At 55.5% G+C, this 12107-nt stretch carries 14 protein-coding genes and 4 pseudogenes; 13 read left to right on the top strand and 5 right to left on the bottom strand.

Translation table 11 applies throughout. The features are described from left to right. Positions 1-317 precede the first annotated feature (317 nt). The 4 genes from AC5XE7_RS14950 (at position 318) to AC5XE7_RS14935 (ending at position 1827) form a co-directional block, all read left to right on the top strand. A complete protein-coding gene (locus AC5XE7_RS14950) occupies positions 318-503 on the top strand; it encodes a hypothetical protein (RefSeq protein WP_495366686.1) in 186 nt (61 codons plus the stop codon). Positions 504-713: 210 nt separating this feature from the next. Next, the gene (locus tag AC5XE7_RS14945; protein ID WP_495366687.1) at positions 714-1220 is read left to right on the top strand and encodes a YciE/YciF ferroxidase family protein; all 507 of its coding nucleotides are present in this window, start codon (positions 714-716) and stop codon (positions 1218-1220) included. A gap of 70 nt (positions 1221-1290) precedes the next feature. Further along, a complete protein-coding gene (locus tag AC5XE7_RS14940) occupies positions 1291-1458 on the top strand; it encodes a hypothetical protein (RefSeq protein WP_495366637.1) in 168 nt (55 codons plus the stop codon). A 123-nt stretch (positions 1459-1581) separates the two neighbouring features. Then, positions 1582-1827: a hypothetical protein gene (locus tag AC5XE7_RS14935; protein WP_495366638.1), complete on the top strand. Its 246-nt coding sequence runs from the start codon at positions 1582-1584 to the stop codon at positions 1825-1827. A 384-nt stretch (positions 1828-2211) separates the two neighbouring features. Here the strand turns inward: AC5XE7_RS14935 and AC5XE7_RS14930 are convergent, their stop codons facing one another. Beyond that, complete coding sequence (locus tag AC5XE7_RS14930; protein WP_495366639.1) at positions 2212-2403, bottom strand: KGG domain-containing protein; 192 nt, start codon at positions 2401-2403, stop codon at positions 2212-2214. A gap of 453 nt (positions 2404-2856) precedes the next feature. On the opposite strand from AC5XE7_RS14930, the gene AC5XE7_RS14925 reads away from it, so the two are divergent. Further along, complete coding sequence (locus tag AC5XE7_RS14925) at positions 2857-3984, top strand: DNA topoisomerase IB (RefSeq protein WP_495366640.1); 1128 nt, start codon at positions 2857-2859, stop codon at positions 3982-3984. Between the two features lie 162 nt (positions 3985-4146). Beyond that, positions 4147-4626, top strand: a complete 480-nt coding sequence (locus AC5XE7_RS14920) for an MgtC/SapB family protein (RefSeq protein WP_495366641.1) — start codon at positions 4147-4149, stop codon at positions 4624-4626. 35 nt (positions 4627-4661) lie between these two features. Here AC5XE7_RS14920 and AC5XE7_RS14915 read toward each other — a convergent pair whose 3' ends face one another. After that, positions 4662-4874 (bottom strand): hypothetical protein, encoded by a 213-nt coding sequence (locus AC5XE7_RS14915; RefSeq protein ID WP_495366642.1) that lies wholly within the window; start codon positions 4872-4874, stop codon positions 4662-4664. A gap of 389 nt (positions 4875-5263) precedes the next feature. Between AC5XE7_RS14915 and AC5XE7_RS14910 the strand changes: the two genes are divergently transcribed. Together AC5XE7_RS14910 and AC5XE7_RS14905 are read left to right on the top strand one after the other, a co-directional pair. Next, positions 5264-5569 (top strand): PepSY domain-containing protein, encoded by a 306-nt coding sequence (locus AC5XE7_RS14910; protein ID WP_495366643.1) that lies wholly within the window; start codon positions 5264-5266, stop codon positions 5567-5569. 16 nt (positions 5570-5585) lie between these two features. Beyond that, the gene (locus AC5XE7_RS14905) at positions 5586-6170 is read left to right on the top strand and encodes a hypothetical protein (protein WP_495366644.1); all 585 of its coding nucleotides are present in this window, start codon (positions 5586-5588) and stop codon (positions 6168-6170) included. Positions 6171-7363: 1193 nt separating this feature from the next. On the opposite strand, the gene AC5XE7_RS14900 is transcribed toward AC5XE7_RS14905, so the two are convergent. Further along, positions 7364-7561: a hypothetical protein gene (locus tag AC5XE7_RS14900; RefSeq protein ID WP_495366645.1), complete on the bottom strand. Its 198-nt coding sequence runs from the start codon at positions 7559-7561 to the stop codon at positions 7364-7366. A 168-nt stretch (positions 7562-7729) separates the two neighbouring features. Here AC5XE7_RS14900 and AC5XE7_RS14895 point away from each other — a divergent pair. Beyond that, positions 7730-8941 (top strand): annotated as a pseudogene (locus tag AC5XE7_RS14895) (phosphoketolase family protein); the annotation flags it as partial. 78 nt (positions 8942-9019) lie between these two features. Beyond that, positions 9020-9273: pseudogene (locus AC5XE7_RS14890) on the top strand (hypothetical protein). Here AC5XE7_RS14890 and AC5XE7_RS14885 read toward each other — a convergent pair. Then, positions 9247-10011 carry a DUF421 domain-containing protein gene (locus tag AC5XE7_RS14885; RefSeq protein ID WP_495366646.1) on the bottom strand — a complete coding sequence of 255 codons (765 nt, stop codon included), beginning with the start codon at positions 10009-10011 and terminating at the stop codon, positions 9247-9249. The pseudogene AC5XE7_RS14890 and the gene AC5XE7_RS14885 overlap by 27 nt on opposite strands. A gap of 77 nt (positions 10012-10088) precedes the next feature. Further along, on the bottom strand, positions 10089-10460 hold the full coding sequence (locus AC5XE7_RS14880) for a PRC-barrel domain-containing protein (RefSeq protein ID WP_495366647.1): 372 nt from the start codon (positions 10458-10460) through the stop codon (positions 10089-10091). Positions 10461-11064: 604 nt separating this feature from the next. On the opposite strand from AC5XE7_RS14880, the gene AC5XE7_RS14875 reads away from it, so the two are divergent. The 3 genes and pseudogenes from AC5XE7_RS14875 to AC5XE7_RS14865 all read left to right on the top strand — a co-directional run. Then, positions 11065-11313 (top strand): DUF982 domain-containing protein, encoded by a 249-nt coding sequence (locus tag AC5XE7_RS14875; protein WP_495366648.1) that lies wholly within the window; start codon positions 11065-11067, stop codon positions 11311-11313. 112 nt (positions 11314-11425) lie between these two features. Next, positions 11426-11600: pseudogene (locus AC5XE7_RS14870) on the top strand (arsenical resistance protein ArsH); the annotation flags it as partial. Positions 11601-11644: 44 nt separating this feature from the next. Continuing rightward, positions 11645-11999, top strand: a pseudogene (locus AC5XE7_RS14865) (chromate transporter); the annotation flags it as partial. Positions 12000-12107 lie beyond the last annotated feature (108 nt).

The following is a 12107-nucleotide window of genomic DNA, read 5'->3' as shown; positions in this document are numbered from 1 at the left end:
AAATTTGTTCCATTCTGGATCCTTCCCGCGAAAAGATCGCACCATCATAGTCTGGGATCAAACAACAAACCGGGGGAACCTATCAGAGACCCTTGCCATTCTTCTTTCATGCAAACTGGGAGAGGAAAATGGCTGACACAACAAAATATGAACGTGGTGCGCGAAAGCCGATGCCCAAGCGTACCCGTGCTGAAAACGAGAAGTCTTTCGAACAAGCTGCGAAAAACCAATCTCCCCTCGTTAAGTTCGGCAATTCGGATTCGGCAAGCCCACGCGATGTACGAGAAGCGCCGGCGCCCAATCCCCCGGGAGATGCTATCACTGCCGAGCCATCCGGAACATCCGGCGAAAAACCTCGCTGGGAAGGGCCTCCGGAGAACCGTCCGCGGGGTTATCTGCCAGCGAAGGACGATCCCGAAAATGATCGTGATGCCGCCGGTGAAAACCTGAAAGATCCTGAAAAGAAAAAGCTGACCGACGCTTTTAAAAAGCGAGGGCGTTAAGCTTGTGATTATCAGGTTCTTCCGCAGCGCTGGTGAGAGTTTTCGCTTTGTGGGTGTGGGCATCGCGAATGCCGATCTATCGTTGATATACCTCTGCTCTCGCTTTTTAGCATTAGAGAAAAATGCCGGAACCAACAGAGAGGGGTGCACGTTGGCCTTCAGTTTCAGGCAACAAATTCCCTTAAACCGAGAAAATGGAGGATGATCGAGATGGGATTCTTTTCAAAGGACATCAAATCGCTGGACGATCTTTTTGTTCATACCCTTCGTGACATCTACTATGCCGAAAAGCAGATCGAGAAAGCTTTGCCGAAGATGATCGACAAAGCTTCCAGCCCGGAACTCAAAGCCGGCTTTGAGAAACACCTTAAAGAAACCAGAGGCCACATAGATCGTGTGGAACAGGTCTTTTCTATGCACGATGTGAAGGCAAAGGCGGTGAATTGTCCTGCTATTGACGGCATTCTCGAAGAGGCGGACGAAGTTTCTTCTGAGGTCGATGACAAGCAAGTTCTGGATGCCGCCCTGATTGCTTCGGCTCAGGCAGTCGAACATTATGAGATCACACGTTATGGCACGCTCATCGCATGGGCAAATGAGCTCGGCCGTTCTGATTGCGCTGCAGTGCTGGAGCAGAATCTCTACGAGGAAAAAGCCACCGACAAGAAACTTACTCAGATGGCAGAATCCCGCGTCAATCTTCATGCTGCTGAATAACGCCGGATGGGGTCGGTGGTGAGGGGGCCGACCCTGCTTTTTTGTATCGGTCCAAAAGGAGCGGTTCGCTATGACCAAAGAAGACAAGACGTTACCTTATGATGATGATCCTGATGTACGGTTTCTGGCAGAGCACACAGATCTGTCTCCCCGGCAAGCCCGGGATTTGATCGCCCGACACGGAAATGATCGTGTGAAGCTGCTGGAAATAGCGCGCACAATGAAAGCTGAAGGCTAGCCTCATTCCGCCCACCTGAGAGAAGCACGTTCATTCTGGAAACGTTAGCATCGATTCCTAGACAAAGACGAAGCGGCGTTAATACTCTGGAAGGCCCCCGTTTACACGTTTCAGGAGCGCCAAATGCACTTTGACACTAAAGATCGTTTGATCCTCGCGCTAGCGGCTCTGTTACGGGCCGAACGGGAGACGCGCGGGGCGTTTGAGACGGCACTTGAAGATGAGAGCATCTCACGCGAAGCGCTTCTGGCAATGATTTCCGATCCTATCCCGGTTATCACTCAGGAGGATCTCAATTTTGCCGAGCGATTCGCATATTCACGGCACCTTCCTCTGACGAAACCCGATGCAAGCGATACGGCTGCATAGCACTCCAAGAACCGTATTCCGCTGACCCAAGCCAAGAGGGGCAGCGCCCCAGGAAATCCAACCCAAGGGCGCTGAAACCGCGCGCGCCGGGCCGTGCGCGGGCCGAATAAGATCGTTTTACGGTAGAAGACGCGAAGAAGCCTGCATACCTTCATGCGGGTACATCATTGGTAGCGTGGTTGGGGTGGCCGAAAAGCTTCCTTTTTGAGACAGGTTTCCAGCGCCATCGGTTTGCCACACCCAGGAGCCTTTGCGGTTTGATATACCGGCCTTTTCAGGGACGAGCGTATTCCGACAGCGCTCAATGGAATGAAAAAGCCCGCTGCCATGAGATTTGGCAGCGGGCGAACGCAATCTCAATGTCAAGGTGGTAGTTACTGCAAATTAGTGCTGACCACCTTTGCGGCCGGCTTCAGAGGCCCGCTCACGATCCTCAGCAAAGTTGCCCTTGCCGCCACGATGAGTTCCTTCGTCTTTATTCTGTTCAGAAGCCTGCTGTTGCTTCTTCTGGTCATCCTTGTGGCTATGCTGGCCGGCCTTCACATGCTGTTCGTGGGTTCCGCCTTGGTTCGGCATAGTGTTTCTCCCGTTGCATGATGCAAGGCTTTATTGCCTTGCACAAACCGAACGGAAGGCGCCCCTTGCCGTTCCCTCACGTAACATTTCGTGACAGATTCAGGATCATGATTTCGGAAATGAAAGATGGTCGTTCGTCGTATACGAGAGGAGGTAGCGTTTGCCGGGTTTCTATTGAATATACGGGCTTGAACTGATTAGGCTTGAGTCCTTTATCTCTTGATATACGATGACAAGAAATCACCTGACGCGCGAAACAGCCGGGGACGAACGTATCCCTGATCCACAGCCTCTGTATGATTCACCTTTCTATAATGCATCGGAAAAACTGGTTGAAAAAACGACGTTCGTTACAGCGGCTATTGCGGGATCGGCAGAGCTGTTCCAGTGCTTTTGCGCCTGAAGCATCTTAGTCAAAAACGGAGACGCAGAAATCAATTAGATATGCGCCCGATGAAGCATATTTTTCTGATGTGCAACCGGAACCATCAGCAAGTGCAAAACGTCTCTCCTATGGATGCGCCGGTACCAATAAACCAAGGGCTTCAGCCTCCTAAGGGCCTGATCTACGTCAGCGATACCGACCCAGGATATCGACGACAGCGAGCCGGAAAGGGCTTTTGTTATGTGAAGCCAGATGGCACCCACGTTAAAGCTGGGCCGTGCTTGTCGCGTATCAAAACGTTATCCATTCCCCCTGCATGGAAAGATGTCTGGATTTGCTCCAACTCTTCTGGTCATCTTCAGGCTACTGGCCGCGATCAAGAGGGTCGAAAGCAATATATTTATCATGAAGAATGGACATCATATCGGGACGAACAGAAATTCGGGAACCTTACTCACTTTGCGAAGTCATTGCCGGCGCTGCGTGAACAGATGAAACACGATCTTCGATGTCAGGGCCTGTCGCGCAACCGCGTTCTGGCTTCGATCGTATGGCTTCTCGACTGCACTCTCATGAGGATTGGAAATGAGAGTTATGTGAAGCAAAATAAGAGTTATGGCCTGACAACGTTACGTTCCCGTCATGTGAAAGTGGAAGGCGACGAGATGAGATTTTCCTATACCGGGAAATCGGGAAAAAGATGGAAGCTGAAGCTCAACGACCGTCGAATGGCAAAATTGATATTATCTGTACAGCAAATACCAGGACAGCACCTGTTCCAATATCTCCAAGGCACTGAAAAGTATGAGATCCGCTCTCAGGACGTGAATGAGTATATTTCCTCTGCCACAGGTGAGGATTTCACCTCAAAGGACTTTCGGACTTGGGGTGCTACGGTAACCACAGCGCTGAGTCTTGAAAAAACCACGCTCCCGGATTCAACGAGAGAAAAAGCCAGAACGCTAAATGCAGCGATCGACACAGCTGCCCGTCTTCTTTGTAACACCCGAACAGTATGTCGCCGTTCTTACATTCATCCTGCAGTCATAACGGCATGGCAACGAGGGCAACTTCCTCCTGAGATGAACGCGATCCGCAGAAATGCTGGTTTTGCGGTTAAAGGTCTCAAGGAAGGTGAGGCGCTGGTACTAAGCTGGCTTTCAAAGCATGGAACGCCCAGCCCATCTGCTCGCTGAAATATTGTTGCTGGCTGCGTTAACCGGACATGGCGGCAAGGTGAATAGGAGGATTTTTCCGGTTTCTCGATCTGGCAACGCAATGGCAGACGAGCGCCTATCCCGTCCAGCTTGCAATGCTGCTTCGCCGGAACTTGTGTGCGCTCCAATAGTTGATGGAGAATGGAAGCATTCTTCGAAACATTCGGTCATAGCACATGGCTGCCTTTCCCTATAATTGCGGCCAGGCTTTTCCTTGCTGCTATGTTAGGGGCTGTAGTTGGCATGGAGCGTGAATGGCGTCGTCAACCAGCAGGGCTGCGCACGCATATTCTCGTCTGTGTAAGCACTGCAGCCATTGCGATCCTCACTATAGAGATCACTCATGTGGACGACTTTGCGGGACAGGAAATCCGTATTGACCCCATTCGCTTGATTGAGGCCACAACTGCAGGTGTTGCATTCCTGGCTGCCGGTTTAATTTTTTTCTCCAAAGGCCAGGTACATGGCCTTACTACAGGTGCTGGTATGTGGCTGGCAGGTGCTATCGGTCTTGCTGTAGGGTTGGGGTTTTGGCAAATCGCCGTACTTGCAACTGGATTGACAGTCACAGTGTTGGGGGTTCTTTCAGTTTTCCAACTCAAAAAACCCTCTGGTGAATAAATCGATTACAATACTGCGTCCCGTTCAAGTATGGATTACGATCGCCGGTCCATAAACTCCGTAAGACTTGCCCGAAGCTCATCTGCGTCATCCATCCCAACAGTGAAAAGCGACATAACTGCCTTCGCAAGCACCTCGCCATCCGAGCTACTCTGATCGATCTGGTGGTCCTCGCAGAGATCATCAAACACTCGTTTCAATGAGCGCATATTCTCAGGGGTGGCAATTCCATTGTCAGAGCCACTCATGGCCCTCTCCCTTGCACTGGGGCGGAAGCATGACGGTTGCTTACAGTCGACAGCGCCCTTGGCAAAAGCTGCCGATTACGCAGCATAGGCTATCGCAGAGAAGAAGCCTCATCACGTATTAAAACAGTAAAAGTCCCTCACCTTTTTGAATGGCAGGGTTACCGGTCCGACCCGCTAATTTCTACTGTTTCTGCAGCTTCTTCTGAAGGCCAGGTTAAGGGCGCTTCGTGGCGTCTGTCTCCTGGTATCGGATGACAGAGGAGCGGCCGCTTGCCCCGCATGGAGCCTTCGTGAAAGGCAGCGGCTCTTCGGGCTGAAAATGCGTGGAACTTATGCGCCCACGAGATGTTACTCCCGGGTAGGACAACCCCCCAATAATGGAGCACATCATGCGTAGAACCATGCTCGCTATGGCCGCCGCTGCTTTGTCTTTTTCGCCCGTACTGGCCCAAACACAACCGGCACCCGATACGCCTGCGGTTGTAACGCCTGACAGCACCAACCCCACGGCCCCTGTCGAAGGCGCTAACAGCTTTACTGAAGAGCAGGCGAAATCCCGGATTGCCGACGCGGGTTATACCGATGTGTCTGACCTGAAGCTGGACGACAAGGGTTTCTGGAGGGGCACAGCAATGAAGGATGGTGCGTCCGTTTCTGTGGCGTTGGACTATCAGGGCAACGTGACCTCTGAGTAAAAGGGAGAACTGACTGATGAAAACCGTAACAGGACTTTTCGACACCCATGCTGATGCCGTTTCAGCTGTGCGCGACCTCGAAAACATGGGAATTCCCAGCCAAGACATCAGCATTATCAGCCATCACGTGGAGGGCGAAACCTCCGATGCTGCCGAAGGCGCAGGCACGGGAGCTGGTGTAGGTGCAGCAATCGGCGGTGCTGGCGGTCTTCTTGCAGGCCTCGGCCTCATGGCGATTCCCGGCGTCGGACCGGTAGTGGCTGCAGGGTGGCTTGCCTCGACTGCAGTTGGCGTAATTGCCGGAGCAGTGGCGGGGGGCGCCGCAGGGGGCATAATTGGAGCCATAACGGGTGAGGGCGTTCCTGAAGCTGACGCTCACGTGTATGCCGAAGGCGTTCGCCGCGGCGGCTCTCTCGTTACGGCTCGTGTAAACGACGTCCACGAGGCAGAAGCCACCGCTATTCTGCGTCGTGGAGCATGGGTGGATCCCGTGGAGCGTCGCCGTGCCTACGAAGCAGAAGGCTGGGCCGCTTTCGATGAAAACTTGCCGCCATATACCACCGAAGAAATTGACCGGGAGCGCGGACGCTATCGCGCTTAAGTTTATCTTTGAAACGGCTTTCGATGGATTTTGGAGCTTCTCGACAGCTCGCCAGTCTCTTGCCCGAGATTGGCGAGTTATCGCGTTTTGGAGCTTAAGACTTCCGCCGTTACTACGCCAGAGGCGCAAGCGAAGGCGGGGTGCAACAAACCAAGATAGAGGAGGCAATGATGAAGCTCTCATGGCTACCACGTACCAGATTCCCGGGCTTGCATTCTCTTTCAGGGAGGTACGGTGAGTCAGGTTATAACGCCGGATCCCCATGTGGTCGAGACTGCTTCCCATGCCGGGCGCGCGCGAAAGTTGATGTCCATCGAGATGCGCGCCCTCGGCGGTCCTTTTTCCATCCCTTTCCCTCCGCGGGGCATCCGTCATTTTCCTCGGGAAGGCGGGGATTGCTATTGATGAGGCTCATGATGACTACGCCCACGCCGGATCCGAACAATCCACGACCGACGCCGGCTAATCCAAATCCGGGACCAGCCCGTCCTCCAATGCCTCCCGAGAAGCCAAATCCCGATGTGCCGCCGGGAGTTCCCCCGCCAGCGTCAGATCCTCTCCCTTCACCGGACAAGGAACCGATCCAGATACCGCCCGAAACGCCGCCAGAGGTACCTCCGCAACCGGAATATCCCGCGCCAAGCGCAGTTCGATTTTCGGTCCTCGCAGCCGCGGTGCTGAACTGCTGAGCTGCACGGTGGCGGCCACCACCGCTGGCGCCGAGACTCCAGACAACGATACAAGCGTGACAAAGCCGGCGGACCCATGTCAGGCGCAGCCTGACGACAAGACTGAATCATATGAGGACAAGACCGGGAGAAAAGACAATCCGATGGGCGTCGACCGGCGGCCGGAACTTAAAGACTGCAATGGCGTGGTCACTCCGCCGAAGACCGGCGACCAGCGCCGCCGGACACCGGAACCACACCAATCATCCCTCCGGAGACCTTACCCCGAACAGCCCCCGGAGTGAGCTTGCAAGGTCCTCATGAGGATCGAAAATTTCAGCACATTGGCGGCCTTTCCATGTCCGGCGATACAAGGAAATGGTCGGCGGAAGACGCTCGAACGCAGCGATCTACGGCAGGAAGGCCAGAGATCGGCAGCCTGCCACACCGAGCGCATCTGGCCGTCGGCGCATACCCTCCTTTGCCTGGAACCTCATCGGGGCTTATCCCTGATCACCTGCACCATCACGTCAATGTCGCAAGGCTCCGTTCCGGGGTCGCGAAAGCCCGGCTTTCCGCCGTCGGGACATTGTCGATCTGCATGAGTTCCACCTGCTTGTGGGTTAGGCGCGCGCCGGGGACCAATTCGGCTACGGCGGCGAGTGCCTGCCACGCTGGAAACGCACCGATACCAAGCGTGCGCGAACGCCGAACCGACGGCATACTTTCCTCCGAACCAGATTTCGGTAGGTGTAGATGCGGGCACCGCCGAATTCGAAAACAGGAGCCCTGGATTCGACCGTTCCTGACGTAAGAGGCGCAATGGCCTGCGCAACGTCTTCGACGAATGCCGGCTGAAGACGGCTGCCGAACAGCGGGTTGGCAGGAAGCATGCCGACTATTCGCACGATCGTCGTCAGAAAGGCGTCGTCACTTCCCGTCATCACCGCCGACCGGAAAAGGATAGCACCCGGGAAAGCTGCTGCGACGGCTTCTTCGCCTCGGCCCCGAGCCCTGCCCGGCCTCAACTTCATCTACGTGCATCTGAATCGCGTGATCAGGGAGCGCGGTCTCGATGTCCTCTCTATCTGCGGTCCCGGCCATGGTCGCCAACACGTGGCTGGAGGGCACCTACAGCGAGGTGTATCCGCATGTCGGCCGAGACGTCGAGGGCATGAAAACGTTGTTCAGGCAGTTCTCCTTTCCTGGCGGCGTAGCGAGCCATGTGGCGCCAGAGACGCCTGGCTCGATCCACGAAGGCGGCGAGCTCGGCTACGCGCTCGTCCACGCCTATGGCGCGGCCTTCGACAACCCCGATCTCGTCGTTGCCTGCGGGGTGGGCGACGGCGAGGCCGAGACCGGGCCGCTGGCGGCGGCGTGGCACTCGAACAAGTTCCTCAACCCGGGGACAGACGGCACGGTGCTGCCGATGCTGCACCTCAACGGCTACAAGATCGCCAATCCGACGGTGCTTGCGCGCATGGACAATGCCGAGCTGGAAAGCCTCTTCGCCGGCTATGGCTACGAGCCGTTCTTTGTCGAGGGGCACGAGCCCGCGCCGATGCATGCGGCGATGATAGACGTGCTCGACGCAACGCTTGAGCGCATCGCCGCAATAAAGCGGGAATGGCGTCCCGGCGACAGCGAACGTGGCCGTCCGCGCTGGCCGATGATCGTGCTGCGCAGCCCGAAGGCTGGACCGGACCGAAGGAGGTCGACGGCCAGAAGGTCGAGGATTTCTGGCGCTCGCATCAGGTGCCGGTGTCCAATGGGCGCGGCGACGCGGCGCACCGGAAAATCCTCGAGGAATGGATGCGCGGCTACCGGCCGGACGAGCTGTTCGACGAGAACGGCCGGCTCAGGCCGGAGCTTGCCGCGCTCGCGCCGGAGGGCGAAAAGCGTATGGGCGCGCTGTCGCACGCCAATGGCGGCGTGCTGAAACGCGATCTCCTGCTGCCGGACTGGAAGGAACTGGCATTGGACGTGCCGCAGATGGGCGCGATGACCGCCGAGGCGACCCGCGTGATGGGGCAATACCTGCGCGAGGTGGTCCGGCTTAACGCCCAAGCCCGAAATTTCCGACCCATGGCGCCGGACGAGACGGCCTCCAACCGGCTGGACGCGGTCTTCGAGGTCACGGAGAGGGTGTCGATGGAGAGGATCATCGTTGTGGACCGGCTGATGCCCAAGGTTCCCGCCTTCGCCAAGGCTTTTGCCGGCCGCTGGCGTATCGTCGAGATGGATGTCTGGGCCAATGACCCCTCGACCTCGTTGAAGAGGCGATCTACCTGCGCCGAATTCTCATGGGAAGGCTATGACGAAAACGATCCCGCCTCTGGCCGCAGGTGGTTGTCTTCGGCACCGCAGGCCGGCTCGTCGGCCACTTCTACATCCACAATGGCGACGATTCAGGCTTCGTCTGCATTCGCGGCTGACTTCTTCAACAGCCTGCTAGATCCTGCGTTGAATTCGGCCAGGCCAGAGGATGATATCTTTATCCAGTGGTCGTCATCACAATGAAGACAGCGAGCATTTTCTTCTTGCGCAATAGCGCCGCAAGTTTTGCATGCGACTTGGCCCACTGCAAAATCCCTGTCGCCCGAAGTGATTTCGGGTGGCGGGGTGTTTTCCCACGGAGGCACGATGGGTAATCCGGGGTGCGGAGGGGTTGCCTTGAATACGCTAAGCATTCCGTCGGTCTCAATGTAGGCGTGGGCTACCTCCCCAAGTTGCGAAATGCCTTTTTCTCTCAGTTGCTGAAAAAGCTCGCTTTGGCTCAAACTCGTGCTGGAAAGAAATGACTGGCAGATCACGCCATCTCTGACGGCTTCTTCGGGGGCCCCATCAAGAGCTCTCTCCGCAGAGGAATTTTTCGCGATTAGGACATCCAGTCCCTTATTGGCAACGACCACCACCGTTATTACCAACAAGGCGTGCAAAAGGGGAACGTCAGGATAGAACATTGAATCGCCTACGGCTGAGCCTAAGGCGATTACCAGAAGAAATTCGATTGTGGACAGTTGGCCGATGGTGCGACTACCCAGCCAGCGGATCAGCAGCAACGCATAGACATATACAACGGCGGTACGAAAAAGAATCTCTATGAAGAACCATGGCGGCTCGTCACCCAACAACAAGCGTTTCCACTCGAATATTTGCAGGATTTGATCCATGGGACGTTAGAGCCTATGATCAGACAATTTTCTCCTTGAAAAGGAGCTGCGTTGGGGGCAGCTCCTTTAGTAAGGCCTCAGAGGGCGTAAGGCCGGGTCCCGTAATATTCGTCGACAGTTCTGCCGCCTTCAAACCAATCGTAATCATCGGCCGGATTGTAGCGAGGGGCACCTTCAATCTGCTCTTTGGTAATATTCACCCTGAAGCCCTGAACGCTTTCATCATAAGTCAGCGTTTCCCAGGGCACCGGGTAATAATCAGTGCCAATTCCCAGAAAGCCGCCCAAGCTGAGCACGGCATAAGCAACCTTCCCACTTCGCTTGCCCAGAACCAGCTTCTCCACTTCGCCGACGCTGTTTCCCTCTGCGTCATAGACATTGGTTCCGATAACCATGTCGCTCGCCACAAGATCGAAAGTTTCGTTAATATTAGGGTCCTGATGCGTCATGTTGGTCTCCTTCCTTGTAGGATTAACCAACGGGCCGTGAGCAAGACTGTTCCGAGAAACCTTAAAAGAAAGCCCGGCTTGCTAAGCACATTAGTCGGAAAATGGTTCCGCAGGCTTGTCACCCGTGACTTCCTGAAGGCATCTAACCTGTCGATCGCATCTGCGCGGCCACCGGCCAATCCAGTGGCGTAGCCGGAGGCAGTTCCGCGCAGGAAGTTGGCTTAACTGGCGATGGATATGCCGGCGCGCTCCCCCAAAGCTCATGTTGCGCCGCTTGCCTGCCATCACTGCAGGGTGCCGGGTTGATTGGTTCTGCCTGCTCATCTCCACCTTGCCTGGTGCTTGATGTGGTGCCGACGCTGGCTGGTCAGATGCGCGCAGGCGGGACGCCAGGCAATCATGCGTAAACAGGGGCGCGCGGATCGATGCAATACCAACGCTTATCGTCGAGGAACCGAGGTTCACAGACGGTGCTGTCTGGGAAGGCATCGGACATCGGTCGCCATGGCTTGGCGGTCATAGGCTTCACGGGCAAGGCGTTCAGAGATGTTCATGAAACCACATCGCCGCCTGTGCGTTGGTCAAAATATTCAGGGAGGTGTGTATGCAGTGGTTCAGCACGAGTATCTGGGCACGTAAGCGAGGTATCGAGATTCAACAGCTGGAAACAGTTGAGGATGCAAAAGAATTTCTTGAAGCTCTGAAACCGGACAAAAGAACTCCACTGTTTTATGAAACGGTCGCGAAAATCGACGAAGCTCTGAAGGGCTCCATCGCCCCTGCTGAAGCACGAAAAGCCGTTATTCTTTTTCTCAAAGATTCCGATGCACTGGCGGAAGTTACGATGGAGTGAGAAAATCATGCAGCGCTTCTTTCGGGTCCTTCTGAATAGTGGGGTTCCCTCACGGAGATTTTCTGGTCAGGCGCCCGTTGCGGCCTCACCGGCCGACTGAATCCCCAACTAGTCCTCCGTCGCCAAAGCTTTTCAGGAGTTCGCTCCGACAGCTCGGATGAAACCGTTATCCTGCTATGATCCGGTGGTCGATGTACTGGAGGAAATGGATGAAGGTCACGCTGCTGATACATGACGTCTCTACCTACCTCACTTACCCCTATTCCGAAAGCAATGGAGAGTGGTGAAGCCCAGATGCGGCAGTCAACTTGATGGCTGCATCTGAGAATCTATCCCGCATCGATCGCACGTCCTCGCTCGCGAAAATGGGGCTTACTCCTTCGGTGGACCGATTGCGCATCTGGGCTGTTCTCGGGACGAGCTGGTGACCTGGCGAAAATGACTGAGTGAACGCCTATGCCGATTTGGTGGCGCTGTGCCAGTTCCTACCCGGTCCGGCCTCCATCGAGGTCGGCTTTGGGCTTGGTCTCGCGCGGGCGGGATGGGTCAGAGCTTTTGCAGCTTCCCTCGTCTTCACCTTGCCGTTGGCTTTGATCGTTCTCGCGCTCGCCATGACGGCCACGCGGCTGGAAAGCCCGCTGCTACTTAGCGTCCTACATAATCTCCATATCGTCGCTGTCGCAATATGTCGTTGGGATCATCCCGAATCACGATATTCCTTGCATCCCGTTCCAGAATTGCTGCCAATACCTCCGAGACCTCCTTAAGAAGTGCTTGTGTTTGATTGGTCTCGA

The sequence above is a fragment of the Aquamicrobium sp. YD-1-mutant5 genome (genome assembly GCF_059509755.1).
Note: the sequence above shows the minus strand (reverse complement) of the source record. Positions and strands in the feature narration are given on the sequence as shown.